Annotated in this window: 15 protein-coding genes; 11 read left to right on the plus strand and 4 right to left on the minus strand. The window is 59.3% G+C overall.

Annotated features, from left to right (window positions below):
- Window positions 1-233: 233 nt before the first annotated feature.
- The 8 genes from LOC68_RS20405 to LOC68_RS20440 all read left to right on the plus strand — a co-directional run bounded on the left by LOC68_RS20405 (window position 234) and on the right by LOC68_RS20440 (window position 9,679).
- Complete coding sequence (locus tag LOC68_RS20405) at window positions 234-1,586, plus strand: outer membrane beta-barrel protein (protein WP_230222165.1); 1,353 nt, start codon at window positions 234-236, stop codon at window positions 1,584-1,586.
- Between the two features lie 134 nt (window positions 1,587-1,720).
- Entirely contained in the window at window positions 1,721-2,266 is a 546-nt protein-coding gene (locus LOC68_RS20410) for a DUF4416 family protein (RefSeq protein ID WP_230222167.1), read from the plus strand.
- 83 nt (window positions 2,267-2,349) lie between these two features.
- Window positions 2,350-3,513, plus strand: a complete 1,164-nt coding sequence (locus LOC68_RS20415; RefSeq protein WP_230222169.1) for an MraY family glycosyltransferase — start codon at window positions 2,350-2,352, stop codon at window positions 3,511-3,513.
- Complete coding sequence (locus tag LOC68_RS20420; protein WP_230222171.1) at window positions 3,510-5,759, plus strand: O-antigen ligase family protein; 2,250 nt, start codon at window positions 3,510-3,512, stop codon at window positions 5,757-5,759. The genes LOC68_RS20415 and LOC68_RS20420 overlap by 4 nt, the downstream gene beginning before the upstream one ends.
- Before the next feature lie 86 nt (window positions 5,760-5,845).
- On the plus strand, window positions 5,846-7,009 hold the full coding sequence (locus LOC68_RS20425) for a DUF1573 domain-containing protein (protein ID WP_230222173.1): 1,164 nt from the start codon (window positions 5,846-5,848) through the stop codon (window positions 7,007-7,009).
- A gap of 103 nt (window positions 7,010-7,112) precedes the next feature.
- On the plus strand, window positions 7,113-8,849 hold the full coding sequence (locus LOC68_RS20430) for a multiheme c-type cytochrome (RefSeq protein WP_230222175.1): 1,737 nt from the start codon (window positions 7,113-7,115) through the stop codon (window positions 8,847-8,849).
- Between the two features lie 24 nt (window positions 8,850-8,873).
- The gene (locus LOC68_RS20435) at window positions 8,874-9,497 is read left to right on the plus strand and encodes an AAA family ATPase (protein WP_230222177.1); all 624 of its coding nucleotides are present in this window, start codon (window positions 8,874-8,876) and stop codon (window positions 9,495-9,497) included.
- Between the two features lie 26 nt (window positions 9,498-9,523).
- Window positions 9,524-9,679 carry a hypothetical protein gene (locus LOC68_RS20440; RefSeq protein WP_230222179.1) on the plus strand — a complete coding sequence of 52 codons (156 nt, stop codon included), beginning with the start codon at window positions 9,524-9,526 and terminating at the stop codon, window positions 9,677-9,679.
- Between the two features lie 73 nt (window positions 9,680-9,752).
- Here the strand turns inward: LOC68_RS20440 and nirB are convergent, their stop codons facing one another.
- From nirB to LOC68_RS20460, 4 genes are all read right to left on the minus strand, one after another.
- On the minus strand, window positions 9,753-12,755 hold the full coding sequence (nirB, locus tag LOC68_RS20445; RefSeq protein WP_230222181.1) for a nitrite reductase large subunit NirB: 3,003 nt from the start codon (window positions 12,753-12,755) through the stop codon (window positions 9,753-9,755).
- Between the two features lie 260 nt (window positions 12,756-13,015).
- On the minus strand, window positions 13,016-14,572 hold the full coding sequence (locus tag LOC68_RS20450; protein WP_230222182.1) for a TrkH family potassium uptake protein: 1,557 nt from the start codon (window positions 14,570-14,572) through the stop codon (window positions 13,016-13,018).
- 38 nt (window positions 14,573-14,610) lie between these two features.
- On the minus strand, window positions 14,611-16,821 hold the full coding sequence (locus LOC68_RS20455; RefSeq protein WP_230222184.1) for a S9 family peptidase: 2,211 nt from the start codon (window positions 16,819-16,821) through the stop codon (window positions 14,611-14,613).
- Window positions 16,822-16,953: 132 nt separating this feature from the next.
- Complete coding sequence (locus LOC68_RS20460) at window positions 16,954-17,970, minus strand: aldo/keto reductase (RefSeq protein ID WP_230222186.1); 1,017 nt, start codon at window positions 17,968-17,970, stop codon at window positions 16,954-16,956.
- A 111-nt stretch (window positions 17,971-18,081) separates the two neighbouring features.
- Between LOC68_RS20460 and LOC68_RS20465 the strand changes: the two genes are divergently transcribed.
- Genes LOC68_RS20465 through LOC68_RS20475 form a run of 3 tightly spaced genes read left to right on the plus strand, consistent with a single transcriptional unit; the run spans window position 18,082 to window position 18,959 of the window.
- The gene (locus tag LOC68_RS20465) at window positions 18,082-18,342 is read left to right on the plus strand and encodes a hypothetical protein (RefSeq protein WP_230222188.1); all 261 of its coding nucleotides are present in this window, start codon (window positions 18,082-18,084) and stop codon (window positions 18,340-18,342) included.
- The gene (locus tag LOC68_RS20470; RefSeq protein WP_230222190.1) at window positions 18,343-18,633 is read left to right on the plus strand and encodes a type II toxin-antitoxin system RelE/ParE family toxin; all 291 of its coding nucleotides are present in this window, start codon (window positions 18,343-18,345) and stop codon (window positions 18,631-18,633) included. It begins immediately after the preceding gene.
- Window positions 18,630-18,959 carry a PF20097 family protein gene (locus LOC68_RS20475; protein ID WP_230222192.1) on the plus strand — a complete coding sequence of 110 codons (330 nt, stop codon included), beginning with the start codon at window positions 18,630-18,632 and terminating at the stop codon, window positions 18,957-18,959. The genes LOC68_RS20470 and LOC68_RS20475 overlap by 4 nt, the downstream gene beginning before the upstream one ends.
- Window positions 18,960-18,961: the final 2 nt, after the last annotated feature.

The following is an 18,961-nucleotide window of genomic DNA, read 5'->3' on the forward strand; positions in this document are numbered from 1 at the left end:
GAGATGTTCTAGCGCTAGTGAGATATTTAGATTCTGCGGGCTTTGATCTCGATAAACCCATTAAACCTGCATCAGGTGCGAATGGCTGCGCTCGAGGTGGAATGCCGACGGCGGCGCCCCCGAAGCGGAGAATCGGGTGGCGTGGCGTTCAAGCTGAAGCAGCCTCAAAAGGTATCGCGGAGGCGATTCCCTAGCGTCGAATAAGTAAATCCTGGGATTTGGAGGGAGTTCAGATGAAAACGGATTGGAAGCGAGCGTTGCTCGCTGTCGGCATGCTGGTCGGTTCGACCGGTTTCGCCGTCGCTCAACAACCCGGCTACTACAATGCCGGCAAAGTGAGCTACGTTGGCGAAGCGGTTACCGTCAGCGATTGCGGATGTGCCACGGACACGGCTTGTGGCTCTTCCTGCGACACTTCGTGTGGCGGCTGCAGCTCGTGCTGCGAAAGCAGCTGCTGTGGAATCGATTGGTTCCCGTGCTGCGAACATGGCGAACAGTGGACGCTGTTCGGCACGAATGATTGCGGTCTGACGATTGGCGGTTGGATCTCCGGCGGCTTCTACGCCAACGGCGGCGGCGTGCGGTCGAACACGGGCAACGCCCCGGTCGCCTTCCGCGGCATTTCAAACACGCCGACGGTCGACCAGGTTTGGATCTACGCCGAAAAGGCCGCGGACGCCGAAACCTACTGCTTCGACCTTGGTTATCGTGCTGACTTCGTCTGGGGCGCCGACGGTCCTGACACCCAAGCTTTCGGTTACGGCGATCGCAACCGCTGGGACAACCAGTGGGACACCGCTCGCGACAGCGGCGACGGCACCGACCTGTACGGTTCGGCCATTCCGCAGTTGTACATGACGGCCGCTTGGAGCGATTGGGAATTGAAGGTCGGTCACTTCTACACCACGATTGGTTACGAAGTCGTTACCGCTCCTGACAACTTCTTCTACTCGCACGCCTACACGATGAACTACGGCGAGCCGTTTACCCACACCGGCGCCATGCTGACCTACAGCGGCTTTGAACACGTCTCGCTGAACGGCGGTTGGGTTCAAGGTTGGGACACCGGTTTTGACAACTGGGAAGCTCAGCAGATGTTCCTGGGCGGCGCCAGCCTGACCCTGTCGGACAAAGCGACCCTGACCTGGCAGTGCGTCGGCGGCTCGTTCGGTAAGAACGGCGGCGACTCGTACATGAACAGCTGGGTGTTCGCTTACGACATCGGTTGCGGTTGGAGCTATGTGTTCCAGCACGACCTGGGTACCCAGTACAACCTGGAAGCCGATCCGGACGCGGTTTACTGGTACGGCATCAACCAGTACTTGTTCAAAGAAATCAACGAGTGCTGGAAGGTCGGTACCCGTATCGAATGGTTTGACGACGAAGACGGCGCCCGCGTCGGTAACGGTGCTGGCGACTACTACGCCTTCAGCATCGGCGCCAACTGGACCCCGAACGCCAACCTGATCGTTCGTCCGGAACTGCGTTGGGACAAGTTTGACAACAACGACGGCGCCACCCCGTTCTACGACGGCACCAAAGACAACGGTTTCTTCGGCGGCATGGACGTGATCCTGCTGTACTAAGCGACTGTTGCAAGTTGTCTAACGACAAAACGAAAAAGCCGCCAGGGCCGTCCCCCTGGCGGCTTTTTTCGTTCTTGGCGTAAACTGGTACGGTCTTGGCCGTTTCCGTTTGCTTTCTCTGTTTGCGAGACCTGATGGGCGATCTCAAACCTCCCCGCTTCGTTCTGCGGATCGTCGCCGCATTCAGCCGCCATGACGAAGCCCTGGAGTGGGGAAAGTCGGCCCTCATTTCCCAGTGGGGACCAATCGCGCTGGAGAGTCCCCACTTCGACCTGGTCGAAACGAACTACTACGACAACGAGATGGGCCCTGGTCTGAAGAAGTGCTTTTGGGCGTTTGCGGAGTTGGCCGATAGCTCGCTGCTGGCCGATTGGAAGTTGCAGTCGAACGATCTGGAAGTCGAGTGCCAACAGCTAGGACGCTGGCCGGAGAGCCGGCCGCTCAATCTCGATCCCGGCTACATTACCGAGGCGAAGCTGGTCCTGGCCACCACCAAGGATCGCAGCCATCGGATTTATCTCCGTGATGGGATCTTCGCCGAGGTCACCCTCCAGTACCATCAGAAGCGATGGACCGGAGCCCAGTGGACCTATCCCGACTACCAGCGCGCCGATTTCCAGGCCTTTTTTGACGAATGTCGCGGTTATTTGCGGCAGCAGCTGCGTCAAAACCCTGCGTGAGCCGGGGGAGGTATAAGCCTGCGGCGACGCCAACTAGAATGCAACCGAACTCGTCTCAACTCCTTTACTGATCGGTTTCACGCGTGACCTGGAACCCGCTCGTCGCCTTTTCGCTGATCGCCGCCGCGGTCATTCCCAGTTTTCTCATTTCGCTCGTGGCGACCGCCATCGTTCGAGCGAATGCGCGCAAGTGGGGTCTGGTCGACGAGCCGAACGACCGCAAGGTGCACGTCACGCCGACTCCGCTGGGGGGCGGAATCGGGATCTGGGTCGGCTTGGTCGGTACGCTCGCCTTGGCGCAACTGGCCGTCGGGCTGATCGGCAATATGAAGTTCGACGAAGGGACGCTGCCGCCGATGGTCGCGTCGCTGGTCGAAATGGCCCAGACCCACTTCGACGGCTTCGTCTATCAATCGCTGAAGCTGTGGGCGCTCGTCGCTGGGGCGTCGATCTTGATGATCATCGGGCTGATCGACGACCGCATCGGTTTGTCTTGGAAGATTCGCCTGGCGGTGCAAACGGCGGTCGCCGCTGTGTTTGTGATTGGCTTCGACTGGAAGCTCAGCTTCTACGTCGATATCGTCTGGTTGCAGTACGTCGTCTCGATTCTCTGGATCGTGGCGATGATCAACTCGTTCAATATGCTCGACAATATGGATGGCCTTTCGGCCGGAGTCGCCACGATCGCCGCGTCGATCATGGCCGCGGTTCTGTTGATCGCGCCCGATCCCAGCACCGCCGGACCGCAATTGTTCACGGCCGGTTTCTTGTTGGTCCTGACCGGCGCGATGCTCGGCTTCCTCTGGCACAATCGCCCTCCGGCCAAGATTTTCATGGGGGACGCCGGCAGTTATCTGATTGGGTTTTGCATCGCTATCATGACGATCATCGCCACCTTCGCCGGCTATGACGAAGGGGCGCGACACGCCGTTCTAGCTCCTCTCTGCATTCTGGCGGTGCCGCTGTTTGACCTGGTGACCGTGATTGCGATTCGGCTCCGCGAAGGACGGAGTCCCTTTCAGCCCGACAAGTGCCACGTTTCGCATCGCCTGGTCGAACTTGGTTTCACCAAAACGCAGGCGGTGCTGACGATCTATCTGATGACGGCGACCTGCGGCTTGGGAGCGGTGTTGCTGCATCGCGTCGATTGGATTGGCGCCGTGGTCGTCCTGTTGATGGTATTCTGCGTGTTGGCGCTGATCGGCGTCATTGAATCGACCGCCCGACGCTCTCGAAAAGATCCATGAAACGCCGCAAGACGACGCCAGCTCGAACGAGCGATTCGGCCCCACTCGCCGCGACGAACCCCTCGACGACTTCTTCCAAGTACCCGTGGATGTCGCTTCTCCTCTGCGGCTACGTCGCCTTTCTAACGGCGCTGACGCCGCTGATCGGCAGCGAAGGTCCGGTTGGCCGGGGCGTCGAGCTTCCTTGGGTGGCGATGTGGATCTGGGGTTTGGCCCTGTGGGCGACCGCGGGGATGCTCGAAGGCTCATTGACCATCTATTGGTCGAAGTGGGAGTCGTTGCTGCTGGCCTTGGTCGCGTGGCTGGCGATCGGCGTGCCGATGGTCGCCGGCAGCGGAGAAGTTCGTCCCGCGATCAATCAGTTCTGGACCTACACGGCGCTGGTCATCGCCTACTTCCTCTATCGACAACTCTTTCGCACCGAAGTGCGGAAACGCGCGATCACCGCGGTCTTGACGGCGACGGTCACCCTATGTGCGACCTATGCGGTCTATCAGTACCGCATCGAAATCCCGCAGATGCAGGCCGACTACCAGGCCGATCCGGAAAAGGCTCGCCGCGAAGCCGGCATCACCGGCGATGACGACGATCCGCAAGTGAAGAACTTCGAGTCGCGGCTGATGAGTACCGAGCCGTCGTCGACCTTCACGCTGACCAACTCGCTGGCCGGTTTTCTGGCGGTCGGACTGATCGTGACTGCCGGCATCGCAATCAGTCAGGTTCGCGATCGAGCCTATCTGCATGCGGCGATTCTAGCGGTAGTCGTCTGTCTGCTGTGCGGCACGTTGATTCTGACGAAGAGTCGCACCGCGGTCCTCGCAGCGATGGTCGGCATCGGGCTGTGGGGCGTCTTGGCGAGCAGTCTGCGGCGGCATCTTCCCTGGAAGTATTTGGTGGCCGGCGTTTTGCTGCTGGTGATTGCTGTGGGAGGCGGTTTCGCCAGCGGCTTGCTTGACCGCGAGGTCTTCACCGAGGCGCCCAAGTCGATCCTTTATCGATTGCAATACTGGCAAGGCGCCCTCGACGTAACGTCCGAACGCCCGTTGTTTGGCTGCGGGCTCGGCAATTTCCAATCGTTCTATCCACGCTATATGGCCGCTTCGGCCAGTGAAACGGTCGCCGATCCGCACAACTTTTTGCTCGAAATCGTCGCATCGGCCGGCGTGCCGGCGCTGTTGTTCTTCCTGGGCTTCATTGCGGTCTGGCTCTTCCGTTTTCCGACCGGCGGTCCGGCGGAAGAGATCGCCGAGAGCGAAGCGGAGTCGGTGGAAGAAACGGACGGCATGAGCGTGGTCGCGATCTACGCCGGCATGCTCTTCGCATTTCTCGTCGCGCCGCTGGTGCGTGCGTTGATGCAGGAAGAATCGCCGACCTGGGCGATTTGGCTGGGAGTTCCGTTGGCCGCGATTGTCGCCCTGGCGACCTATCAATGGTCGCAGCGCGGCAAGTTCGATTGGCTGACGCTGCGCATCGCGGCGATCGTGTTGATGATCAATCTCCTGGCGGCCGGCGGCGTCAGTTTTCCTGCGGTCGCGATTTGGCTGTGGCTGATCTGGGGGCTGACCTTCGGCGATGCGGACGATCAAGGTTGGCGGATAGAGCGATTCCTCCCGCGGGCATGCGTCGCCGCAGGCACGGTCGCTTTGCTCTTTATCATGGCGAGATCGTCGCTCTTCCCGGTGATGACGTCGTACACGTATTTCTATGGCGCGATGGTCTCCAATTTTCCGGATCAGATTCGTTTGGCCAAAGACGCTTCGGCAGCCGACCCGTACAGCTCGGAAGGACCGCAGCTATTGGCCAACTCTTTCCTGCAGGCCTGGAAGCTGCGTCCTGATCCGCCGATTGTCGCGGGAGCGAAACAGGCGACGGAGGAAACGCTCAAGCGAAGTCCCCGTAGTGCGACGCTGCAAAACTGGTTCGCCAAGCACTACTGGGAGCTCTATCGGAAATACGAAGATCCGGCGATCTTGCAGTTGGCGATCGAGCGGCAGGAGGCGGCGTGCCGCAACTTCCCCACTCGGGGGTATTACCATGCGGAGCTCGCCCAAATGTACTCTGCGGCCGGTCGAAAAGAGGATGCGGCGAAAGAGGCTCGCGAAGCCCTGCGTCTCAACGAATCGCACGACCATAGCGAATTAAAGTTCGAAAAACGGACTTTCGACGATGGACAATCGGTCTTGAAGGCGGTGCAAGAACTAGCCCAGCCGCAGGCCGAAGAGAAAAATCAAGCTTCCGAGTCCTAAACATCCGGCCCTCGGTTATCCTAGAAGAATCCCTTTTCGTTCCCCCACTTCGTCCGGAATCCCGCCCGCCGCAGGAGAAGAATCCGATGCGACCGTTTCTCGTTCTGATCGCCAGCGTGTTACTGGGCGTCGCCATTGGCGCCGCTTCCACAGTTCCTCAATGGACTGCGACCAACGATTTCGGAGCGCTCACCCATCCTGAGGTCCAGCGGGTCAATGCGACCAACCAGCCGATGGCCAAGGCGGTCGTCGTCGGCGACGAGGTGTACGAGTTCGGCAAGATGAACGTCGACGCGACGCAGAGCCACGTTTTCAAGATCCGAAACGACGGCGACGCGCCGCTGCAGCTGGAGGAAGCGGGCACGACCTGCAAATGCACGCTAAGCAAGCTGGCCCAGAAGTTGATCCCGCCGGGCGAAACGGTTGAAGTCGAACTGGAGTGGCACCCAATCGCCTACGCCGAGTCGTTCATGCAAACGGCGACGCTCCGTACGAACGATCCTCGTCGACCGGAATTGGAACTACGGATTCATGGAGCGGTGGTCCGAGCGATTTACATGGACCCCAGCGAAGTCAACTTCGGCCACGTGACCGCCGGCGATGAGCTGTCGGCTTCGGTCAACGTCGTCTCGGTCGTCAGCGACGATTTCAAGGTGACCGGCGTCAAGCTGCTCGGCGACGAGTCGGGAGAAGCGACGGCGAAGGTTGTGCCGATGAGTCCCGAAGAGTTGAAGTCGACCGACGGCGGCCGAAGCGGCGACAAGGTCGAGATCTATCTCCCCAAAGGCTTGCCGATTGGCGCCACCAAGATGCGGGCCGAGATTTCGACCAACGATCCCGAAACCAAGATGCTGACCTTGATGATCTCGGTGCAGATCGGCGGCGACATCAACTTCATCTCGGCGGTCAAGATCGACCAAGACAAGAACGTGATGATGCTCGGCACCGTCTCGGGCGAAAAAGGAAAAGAGGTAAAGGTCAACGTGCTGGTTAAGGGACCGCATCGCGAAGAAACGGTTTTGAACGTAGACAAGGTTTTCCCCGAATTCCTGAAGGTTAGCCTGGGCGAAGCGAAGAAGCTCAACGAAACCGCCGTGGTCTATCCAATGACGATCACGATCCCCCCCGGTTCGGCGCCAGCATCGTTTCTGGCGGGCGACACCGGCAAACTTGGTGAGATTCGCCTGGGCGTAAAGGGAAATCCACAAACCGAAGAAGTGAGCCTGCGGGTTTATTTCGCGGTGGAGTAAATCGGGCAAATGCGGTAGAAGAGTGGGATTGTTGACCCATTTTCGCCGGGGCGAGAGGAGGGTCCGCACCAAACTCGCACAATTCGGCACGCAAGGCGCATCCATGTTGATGATCCCAGTCCGCACTCTCCCAGCGATTCTGGCGTTTGTTTCGCTCTCCCTCACGTTGATGGTCGGCTGCCAACCGCCGCAAGCCGGTGGTCCGCAACCGTCGGACAAAGGGGACAAACCGCAGACGGAAGTCGCCGTGGCCGAGCCGCCAGTCGATTCGCCGAAAGTTGAATCTCCTGAAGTGGAGAGCCCGCCTGCGGAAACCCCGCCGATGTTGACCGCTCCGGTCGTGACGCCGCCGGCGATGGAGAAAGAAGCTCCCATGGCGACCGAGAAGCCGGCGGAAACGGAGACTCCGGCCAAGACCGAGTCGACCGAAGCCGCCGATCCGCCGCCGCTGCCGGCTCGTGAATTGTTCGTCGGCTGGGAAAAGCCGCGTCTGGCTCTCTTTTTGACCGGCGAACAGCATGGCTACATCGAACCGTGCGGCTGCACCGGTCTGACGAATCAAAAGGGGGGCCTGAACCGCCGTTTCACGTTTCTGAATCAACTGCGCAACGACAAAGGTTGGGACGTCGTCGCGCTCGACGCCGGCAACCAGGTCCGTCGTTTCGGTCGCCAGGCGGAGATCAAGTTCCAAACGACCGCCAATGCGATCAAGCAGATGGACTACGAAGCGATCACCTTCGGTCCCGATGATCTGCGGCTGTCGGTCGACGAAGTTTTTGTCGCCGTGGCGGACGAAGACCCGGAGAAGACCCGCTTTTTGGCCGCCAATGCGAGCCTGTTGGGAGTGACGCCGAAGTACCGCATTATCGAACGGGACGGTTTGAAGATCGGCGTGACCGGCGTCTTTGGTGATGGCCGTCGCGGCGAAGTGGCCAATAACGAAGTCGAATTCCAACCGGCGGTCGAAGGGCTGGAAGCGGTTTGGCCCGAACTGGAAGCCGCCAAGTGCGATCTGTACGTCCTGTTGGCCAGCGCGTCGCTCGAAGAGAGCCGCGAGTACGCGCGAAAGTTTCCCGGCTTCCGCCTGATCGTGACGGCCGGCGGGGCAGGCGAACCGACCTTGCAAATGGAAAAGATCGAAGGGACCGACGCCCAGATGGTGCAGGTCGGCGTCAAAGGGATGTTCGCCGGCGTCGTCGGCATCTACGGCGATCATGCCGAAGAGCTCAAATACGAACGCGTGCCGCTCGATGCACGGTTCCCTGATTCGGACGAGATGATGAAGCTGCTGGCCAACTATCAGCAACAGCTCGAAGCGCTCGGCTGGGACGGGCTCGGCATCAAGCCGATCGAACATCCGACCGGTCGCGAGTTCGTCGGCAGCAGCAAGTGCGGCGAGTGCCATACAACCGCGTTTGAGATCTGGGAAAAGACGCCCCACTCGCATGCGACCCATACCTTGGTCCATCCGCCAGAGCGATTTGAAGTCGCGCGACACTTTGATCCGGAATGCATCGCGTGTCACGTCGTCGGCTGGAACCAGTCGCAGTACGTGCCGTACAAGTCAGGCTATCTCTCGCTGGAAGAAACGCCGCTCATGGCCGGCGTCGGCTGCGAGAACTGTCATGGACCGGGCGCCGATCACGTCGCAGCCGAAGAAGGCGCGATGATGCTCTCGGAAGCGCAGATCGCTCAGCTCCGTAAGGATATGGTTTTGCCGCTCGAATCGGCTCGCCAGACCTGCATCAAGTGCCACGACATCGACAACAGCCCCGACTTCCACAACACCGGGGCGTTTGAAGAGTACTGGAAGAAGGTCGAGCACTACGGGAAAGACTAACTCGTTGTAGTCGTAGTGCAGGCCGTGCCTGCCGCGGCAACTTATCCAGGGTTTGCAATGAGCGACGTCCAATCACCCAGCGTCATTGTGATCGCCGGTCCCAATGGCGCCGGAAAATCGACCCTGGCTCCTTATCTTTTGCGCGACTATTTGGGCGTCTTAGAATTCGTCAACGCGGACGTTATCGCTGCAGGAATATCGGCATATGCGCCGGAGGAAGCGGCGTTTGAAGCCGGACGAATCATGCTGGCTCGATTGCGTGAACTGGCCGGCCTGCGGAAGTCGTTCGCGTTTGAGACGACGCTCGCTACGCGTAGCTACGCAAGACGGTTAAGCGAGTGGCGGGACGCTGGCTTCGAGACGCGTTTGGTTTTCATTTGGTTGCCAAATGAGGAGACCGCGGTTCAGCGAGTTGCGGCGAGAGTTTCTCGCGGTGGACACAATATCCCTGAAACGACGATTCGGCGTCGCTATCAAGCCGGACTAAGAAATCTGCTCGATTTGTACATGCCGATCGTTGATACTTGGGACATAATTGATGGTGTAAACGCAGCTGACGATGCTATCGCGAGTAAGAACAAATACGGCGAAATCTCGGTGCGAGTTGACGAAGTATGGCAGACGATCCAAAAACAAGCGACCCGCTAAACGGACAAAGCGAAATCGACCAGAAAATGGCGGATCATAAAACATGGGTCCGTTTGGTCCGCAAAGCCCAGATCGAAGCGATGAAGGCGCACATTCGCGACGGCGTTCCCTACGTCACTTGGCGCGATGGAAAGGTCGTGCATGAGATGACGTTGCCGCCAGATGCGGTTGAATTTGAGTAGCGAGTTCTTCGCTGACCGCATTCCCTCGGCTCGCGCCTCGGGCTACGATGGCGCGAGCTTCTGCGTTGGCCGCTTACGCTTCCGCTAATTGCATCGCATTCATCGCGTCGCAGCCGCGGATACAGTGTTTGTCGGTCGCTAGTTCGGCGTCCAGCACCGCTTCCGGCGGCAGTTCCAGGTAGACCTGGTCGTTTTCGATTTTGACCGGGAAGGTTTTCACGGCGTATTCTTCGCCGCTGAGGCATTCGCCCGTTTCGAGCGAGAAGGTCTTCTTGTGCAGCGGACAGGCGACCTTCGGCGTTTCTCCGGCGGTGCCGATCATGCCGCGCGACATGACGAACGCGTTCTTGTGCGGGCACATGTTCTGGCAGGCGTACCATTGCCCCTGGCTGACGAAATTGAAGACGGCGATCTGCGTCTGGCCGTACTTGATGGCGGAGCCGCCGTCGAGCGGGAAGTCGGCGACTGCCCCGACGTGGACCCAACCGCGCTGATTCGCTTGGCCATTGAGATCAATCGTCTCACCGTTGAGTCCCTTGAGCTCGACCAGCGCGACGTTTTCTTTCGGCCAATCGGCGGGCCGCATCTGGTCACGCTGAGAAATCAGCTCAATATCGAGCTGGTGGTCCTCCGTGTTGGCGAACTGACGGAACCACTTCCGTTTCTCCGGATCGTTCACCACCTCTTTCCATTCGCACTTGTAGGTGTCGACCAGATACTGCATTTGCTTTTCGAGCTCGTCGGCGAGCCCGAGCTTGTCGTCGATCACGACCGCTTTGAGGTGATCGAGACCACCTTCCAGTTTTTCGAGCCAGGTCGCGGTGCGGGTCAACTTGTCGGCGGTCTTGATGTAGTAGATCAGGAAGCGATCGATGTATTTGATCGCGGTCGCTTCGTCGATGTCGGCCGCCAATAGGTCGGCATGACGCGGTTTGGCGCCGCCGTTGCCGCAGACGTACAGGTTGTAGCCGTTCTCGGTCGCGATCAGCCCGACGTCTTTGCACTGCGCTTCGGCACATTCGCGGACGCAGCCGGAGACGGCGAACTTCAACTTGTGCGGCGAGCGAATGCCGCGATACCGCTCTTCGATCTCAATGGCGAAGCCGACCGAATCGCCGACGCCGTAACGGCACCAGGTCGAACCGACGCAGCTTTTCACGGTACGTACCGACTTGCCGTAGGCGTGACCGCTTTCAAACCCGGCGTTGACCAGCTCTTCCCAGATATCGGGAAGCTCGTACGCTTGGGCGCCAAACAGGTCGACGCGCTGGCCGCCGGTGATCTTGGTGTAAAGGTTGTACTTCTTGGCGACTTCGCCCAGGACGATCAGCTTCTCCGGCGTGATTTCGCCGCCGGGAACGCGCGGAACGACCGAGTACGACCCGCCGCGCTGGATGTTGGCCAGGAAGCGATCGTTCGAGTCTTGCAGCGTTTGCAACTGCGGCTCCATGATCTGCTCGTTCCAGAGCGAAGCGAGAATCGACGCGACCGCCGGCTTGCAGATTTCGCAGCCATGACCGCGGCCATGCTGGGCGATCAGTTCGTTGAACGTTTTGATCTCTTTGAGTTGGACGATTTCGTACAACTCTTGGCGCGTGTGCGAGAAGTGTTCGCAGAGGTCGGTGTTGGCGGTCTTGCCGAGCGCTTTCAGTTCGGCGACCAGCAAGTCGTTGACCAGCGGCAAGCAGCCGCCGCAACCGGTGCCGGCCTTGGTGCACATCTTCAGGCCGCCGACGGTGTCGACTCCTTCTTCCCGAATCGCTTCGCAAATGCGAGCCTTGGTGACGTTGTTGCACGAGCAGATCTGGGCGCTGTCAGGCATGCTGTCGACGCCGCCGATCGCCCCTTTGTCGCCGTCACCGCCGGCGCCGATGAGGGTTGCCGGATCGCAGGGGAGGGGAGCGTCGCTCTTGCTCAGGATCAGCAGCGTGCCGTAGTCCGACGCGTCGCCGACCAGCATCCCGCCCATCAGACGCGTGCCGTCGGGAGAGAAGAGGAGCTTCTTGTAGATTCCCTTGAAGGGATCGTTCCAGACGAGCGGTTTGGCGACGTCGGCCGGCAATTCGTACTGCCCGAAGCTGGCGACGTCGCAGCCCATCAGTTTCAACTTGGTCGACATGTCGGCGCCGGTGAACTGACGCTCTTGACCGCAGAAGTTCGCCGCGGCGATCTCCGCCATTTCGTAGCCAGGCGCGACCAAGCCATAGACCATGCCGGCATGCGACGCGACTTCGCCAATTGCGTAGATGTTCGGATCGGAAGATTGCAGCTGATCGTTGACGTTGATGCCGCCGCGGGCCCCCAGTTCGACGCCGCACTCTTTCGCCAGTTCGTCACGAGGACGAACGCCGGCCGAGACGATGATCATATCGACGTCGAGGATCGAATCGTCGTTGAAGACCATTTTCTCGACTTTGCCGTCCCCCAATACTTCCTTCGTCCCCTTGTTCAGCAGGACCGTCAAGCCGAGGGCTTCGATCTTCTCAATCAAGACGTTGGAGCCTGCGTCGTCCAATTGACGCGGCATCAGACGGCTGCTGAATTCGACGACGTAGGTCTCCAAGTTCAGATCGTACGCCGCTTTGGCCGCTTCCAGGCCCAGCAGACCGCCGCCGATGACGGCGCACCGTTTCGCCTTCTGGCCGTACTCGATGATTTGTTCCAGGTCCTCGATCGTGCGATAGACGAAGACCCCCCGATGCTTGATGCCGGGGACGTTGGGGACGAACGGATAAGAGCCGGTCGCCATCACGATATGGTCGTACTTGATCGCGGCGCCTCGGTCGGAGTAGACCGTTTTCGCCTTGCGGTCGATGCGATTGGCCCGATCGCCGATGTGCAGTTCGACCCCGTGCTCCTGGTACCAGTCCATCCGCGCGATCATCAGCTTCTCGGCGTCGCGATGGGCGAAAAACGAGGTCAGGCCGACGCGGTCGTACGCGGCACGCGGCTCTTCGCAAAAAGTGACGATGCGATATTGGCGAGCGACGTCCATTTCGATCATCTTTTCGACGAATCGATGACCGACCATGCCGTTGCCGATGACGACGATGGTTTGCGGATCGTGAGAAATCATGACTCTGCTCATATCGAAAGAGGGGACGGTGCGAGTACCGATCGCATGCCGCGAATCGGGCCGATCCCCAGAAATGCAAGTCACGTGCCGCAATTATCCGGTCGAAGTCGCGCTGATTTGGGCCACGCTAACTGTCATTGAGTAAACAACTTGCGCAGAGGCGTACAAAGATTGATCACGCGTGAATCAGGAATGTTCAGAAGAAGTCGGCGAACCGTTTTCGCCAGTGCCGCGCTGTTGTGCAGCGTGGGTGCGACCTGTCAGGTCGTCGGGCGGCGCCATAAGCCGGGCGTAAAAATGACGAGCAACGGGAAGATCTCGATCCGTCCCAATAACATTAACGCGGTGAAAACCAGCTTGCTGCCGATCGAGAAGCTGGCGAAGTTCTTCGACGGACCAAGCGCGCCAAGACCAGGGCCGACGCCGTTAATGCAAGCCGCGACCCCGGTTGCGCAGTCGAGCATTTTGACCGGCGGCGTGTGGCCAGCTTCCAGCCAGGCGGCGTCCGGTTCGAGCGCCAGCAGCGACAGCCAGGCGATGATGAAGACGCAGCCGATCATCCCAAAGTAGATGAAAACTTCGTTCGTCAGTTCGTCGGCGTCGTCGACCGCTTTGCCGTTAAGCCGCATCGTGGTGATCAGCCGGGGACGAAACGTCTTCAGGATGTAGGTGTAGAGGGACTTCCAGAGCACGACGTGGCGGATCACCTTCAGGCTGCAACTGGTGCTGCCGGCGCATCCCCCGACGAACATCAGCACAAACAGCATGCCGCGGCTGAACTCGTTCCACTTGTCGAAGTCGGCGGTGCCGAAGCCGGTATTGGTCTGCACCGAAATGACGTTGAAGTAGCTGAAGCGGAATGCGGTCATGAAGTCAGGAAAGTCATGGTGCCAGAGACCGGCCAGCATGACGGCGAAGATGACGCCGAACAGGATCGCCAGGTAGCACCAGAGTTCGGTGTTGACCCACAGTCGCGTCCATTGGCCGAGGATCGCCGCATACAACAGCGAAAAATTGACGCAGGCGATCATCATGAAGGTGCCGATCGTCATTTCGATCGTGATGTTTTGAAAGTGGGCGACGCTGGAGTTGTACGTCGAGAGTCCCCCGGTAGCGATGGTGCCGAAGGAATGGCAGAGGGCGTCGAAAAGGTTCATCCCTTCGATCATCAACAGCCCGGTCAGGATGACGTTCAAGCCGACGTAGATCCCCGCGAAGATCCAGGCGCTATGTTGCGAGCGAGATGTGCCGACTTCTCCCTGAGGGCCGACTGACTCGGTCATCAGCAGCGCCTTGCCGGCTGAACCTTGCCCGAGCAGCGCGACGAAAAGGACCATGATCCCCAGGCCGCCGACAAAGTGAGTTTCGCTCCGCCAGAAGAGGAGGCACTTTGGCAGCATCGTTTCGTCTTCGATGTCGTTCAGGATCGTCGCGCCGGCGCCGGTAAACCCGGATGCCGATTCAAACAGATCGTCGACCACCAGCCGAATGATCTGTTCACGACTCTCGGTCCCTTTGACATGCCCCAGGATAAAGGGAAGGGCGCCGACGATGGTAAAGATCAGCCAACTGATCCCGACGATGGCGATCGCCTCGCGACGATAAAGTTGACCATGGGCATGGCGACCGGCGTACAGCATCCCACCGCCAAGGATTGCGGCGATAACGGAAGAGGACAAGAGGGCGAAAAGGCCGCGCGTATCGAACTGCTGGCCATGACCCAGCCAGGGGAACGCCCACGGCAGCGCAAACAACATCGCCGCCGCCAGAAGGAGCGTTACGACGCCGAGGTATTTGCTAAGCAGCGGTAGATTCATCGCCGAATCGTAGCGAGAGGGGAAACCCTTTCGCAAGCTTATTTTTTGAGCGCTGCTTCCACACCAGGAATGTCGGAAGCGCCAGCGGGGATTTCCAGCTTGGCTCCCACAAACGCGTCGCCAATCGGTTCATAACGTCCACCGAGGTTTTCGGCCAGAAATGCCTCGGTAACGGCGTTAAAGGCGAAACGATTTTCCGGCTTCGCGAAACCATGCCCTTCTTCTGGGAACAGCACGTACGTGACCGGAATCTTCTTCTCTTCCATCGCTTTGACGATTTGATCCGCTTCGGCCTGTTTGACGCGGGGGTCATTGGCGCCTTGGCCGATCAAGAGCGGCTTGGTGATCTTGTCGACGAAGTTCAGCGGCGAACGCTCGTTGAGGAATTTGATTCCTTCCTCGGTTTCATGGTCCCCCACTTTGTCCTTCATCACCGGCATGAACGGCATCCAGTAAGGCGGGACGTTGTTGAGCAGCGTCACCAGGCTCGACGGGCCGACGATATCGACGCCGCAGCAGAACTTCTCCGGCGTAAAGGTCAGACCGACCAGCGTCGCATAGCCGCCGTAGCTGCCCCCCATGATCGCGACCTTGTCCGGATCGGCGATCCCTTGGGCGATCGCCCAATCGACGGTGTCGAGCAAGTCGTCATGCATCTTGCCGGCCCACTCTTTGTTGGCGGCGTTCAGGAAGTCTTTGCCGAAGCCGGTCGAACCGCGGTAGTTGACGCTGAGGACGGCGTAACCACGATTGGCCAGCAGTTGGTGCATCGGGTTGAAGCCCCAGTCGTCGCGAGCCCACGGACCGCCGTGGACGTCCAGGACCAGCGGCAACGGCTGCGTCGGCTTCAGGCCGCCATCCGGATTCGAGCCTTTCGGCAGCGACAGATAGCTGACCAGCTTCAGGCCGTCACGAGCGTCGATCACCACCGGGTGCATCTTCACCAGCGGCAGTTCGGCCAACTCGGGCTGGCTCGAGAAGAGGAACTCGGCCTTCTTCTCGTCGCCGCGGTGGTAGAGGTAGAAGTCGATCGGGCCATCGTCACGAAGGTAAGCGACGGTCCAGAGATCGTCCTTCAACGTTCGGCTGGTGATTTGGATTTCGCCATCTTCCTGTTCTTTCAGGAAGGCGAAGTCGGCTTCGAGCGACTTGTCGAGGATGTCCCACTCTTGGCGTTCGTAGTTGAACGCGACCGCTTGGATCGTCTTTTCGGTCGGATGGGTCAAAACGCCGGAGATGTCGGCCTTGTCGTTTTCGGCGATCAGCTTTTCTTCGCCGCTCTTCAGGTCCAGCGACTTGAGCGCGGCGGTGTTCCGATCGCGGCTGTCGAACATGTAGGCGATGTCGCCGCTCTTGTCGAATCCGGCGATCCCGGTCGTCATCGCGTCGGCGGCGCCGATCTTCAAAAACTCTTTCCAGTCTTGCTTGCCGTCGACTTCGGTCGGGGTCAGGTACAACTGACCCGCGTCCGGCGTATAGGTCATCGCGAAGCGAACTTTGTAGTTGTCGTCGGTCAAAAAGCCGGCGAAGCCTGGGTTCTCTTGCAGCAGTTCCTTTTCGCCTGTTTCGACGTTCAAGCGATAGAGGTCGTGCAATTGCGGGTTGCGATCGTTCAGGCCGATCAAGATCTCGTTGGGGAAGAGTTCGCTGACGTTGTCGATTTCGGCGCGGATGTTTTCCAGCGGCGTCAGGTCTTTGATTTCGTCGGTCGTCAAGTTAACGGCGTAGACGTGAAAGTTTTCGTCGCCGTCCTTGTCTTGCGTGTAGAGAACGTGGTTGTTGGTGTACGACCAGTTGAAACTGCGGATGCCGCGATGCGCATCCTTCGTAATCGGGCGGGCGTCTCGACCGAGCGACGCCGTCGAACCAACCCAGACGTTGAGCACGCCGTCGACCGGCGCCAGGTAGGCGATCTGCTTGCCATCGGGGCTTAGGCGAGCACGCGCCATTTCCGGATTGCCAAACAGCTTGCGGCGAGGAATCAGCGGCACGTCGCTCATATCAAAGGCTTTCTTTTCAGTCGCGGGAGTTTCCTCGGCGGGCGTCGTCGTTTCCGGTTTCATTTCCGGCTTCGTCTCTGCGGGCTTCGCTTCCATCGGCTTCGTTTCGTCGCCGAGTGAGACTTCCGGCGTGCTGACGTTGGGGGACGGCGGAGCGACTTTGTCGGACGATGGAGTGCATCCGCCCAGCCAGGCGAGCGTCGCCAGGCTAAAAGTAATCCAGCAGAGGAGCCGTTGTAGAGCAGTCATGATGTGGTCCCTTCCGTGACGTCAGGCCGCGTGAACTTGCGGCGCGTTCAACTTTACCCAACCAGCAGCGCCTATCAGGATAAAGGATCGCAAGCGGCACGCCAACGGAGGGAACGACTTTCTGCGGCTCGGCTAGTTTTTGCCAACTTGGACCGCGGCGCCCATATTGGCGAGTCCAGGTCCGAAATAAGGTTTCCCCAATGGCAAGATCATCGGCTCTTCATACGGCCGATGCGGCAGCATCGATGCGATTTCGGCCAGTTGAGCGAGCGTTTCTGGGGGCAATGGACCTTGTTTGGCGCCGCTGACGCTGGTTTCTAGTTGCTGACGCGTTTTGGCGCCGATCAACACTGTCGAAATATCAGGGTTGCTCAGGACGAAGCGAAGGCACAGCTCCGGCAGGTCGAAACCGGTCTCGTCCAAAAACGTATAAAGCCGGAGCAATTGTTCGCGCCGGCGACGGCTCATCCAGCAGGGGCGATCCAAAACTTCTTGGTCGAATCGACGTCCCAGAAATCCTTGTCCCAGCGCCGAACCGACGATAACCCCCATTCCTTGTTCTTTGGCGGCCGGCAGTAGTTCTTCTTCCGCTTCGCGAAACAGCAGGTTGTAGTTGAACGCCGTCAGCAGGACGTCAAACAAGCCGGTGCGGACGAGCGACGTCATCTCGGTGACGGTCGTGCCGGCCAGGCCGATCGCTTTGACCTCTCCCGACGCTTTGAGCTCTTGCAACAGATCGAGCGCCGGCCCGGCGAGCGGCTGGTAGCTGCTCCACCAAGGATATTGCTGCGGACGATCAGGCTCGTGAATCAGCAGGATATCGATCTGCTCGCGCCCCAACAGGCGGCGGCTTTCGGCCAGCGATTGTTTCAACTGGTCGACGTTCCGCGGATCGAACGGCTGCGGACGTCCACCGAACTTGGTCGAGACGATCAACGGCTTGCCGGAGGCTTGCAGCGCTTTGCCCAGGACCAGTTCGCTGTCGGCGTAGGCAGGCGCCGTATCGCAGTAGTTGATTCCCAACTCGGACGCCGCCGCCAGCAGCTGAGCGGTTTCGGCGTCGCCGCCGGCGAGCGAGGAGGTGTAGAGTCCGCCGAGCGAAAGCTCGCTGACGTCAATTCCAGTACGACCGAGGGGGCGATATTGCATGGTGGGGCTATCTTGCAAAGAAGATTCGGCGAAACAAGTCGTTTAGCATAGAATAGTGAGAGCCGAATTACCAATTTACTGGTTTGGATGAGTGCCGCCATGGATCTCCCTTTGAGCGCAAAAGCCGAGTCGCTGATTCAAAAACAGCTGGCCAGCGGAAAGTTTGCGACGCCAGAGCAAGTTGTGGAGGAGGCGTTGGCGCTGTTGGATCAGCAGGCGGCCGATTGGGCCAAGGTGAAAGCGAAGATTGAGCAAGGGATCGACGACATCGCGGCTGGTCGCTACGACGAGATCGCTACGGAAGCGGATGAAGAGCGACTGACGCAAGAGATTTTGAACGGCCTTCGCCAGCGAAACCTGCTGGAGAACTAAATGGCCTATCGCCTTGCCGCCACTGCGAAATCCGATCTGCGTGAGATCCTGGAATATGTTGGCGCGCAGACCGAGGTTGGAGTGCGTCAATTATTGACTCGCTTCTACCAACGGTTTCGGCTCTTGGCGTCTCAGCCGTTGCTTGGCCAGCATGTTGAAGGTACCGCGGATTGGAGATTTAGCGTCCTAGGCGTCTATGTCATTTTTTATCGCCCAGCTGGCGCCAATATCGAAATCCTGCGTATTCTCCACGGCAACCGCGATATCGATAGTTTGCTGCGACAACCATGACCGAACCCACCGAAAACTCCAGCGCTGAGAACCCATTCGCTTCGCCCAAATGCGATACGCCGGATCGGCCGGTGCGCGATTGCCCTGATTGCCAGGCGCCGATGGAGTACGGCATGGTCACTTCTTACGCGCCGATCAAATGGCGAATTCTCGATCGTTCAATGCTCGAACGAATCTTGGCCGGCGGAGATGAGCCGGTCGTCGGTTCCGACTTTGCACTCCGGCTCGGACCGTTTCGAAGCGATAGTTTTCGTTGCCGGCTCTGCGGGATGATCATCATCGCGCCGCGCAGTCAACAGCCGGACAAATCGCCGAAGAAGAAGTAGCC

This window comes from Blastopirellula sediminis, assembly GCF_020966755.1.
GTDB lineage: Bacteria > Planctomycetota > Planctomycetia > Pirellulales > Pirellulaceae > Blastopirellula > Blastopirellula sediminis.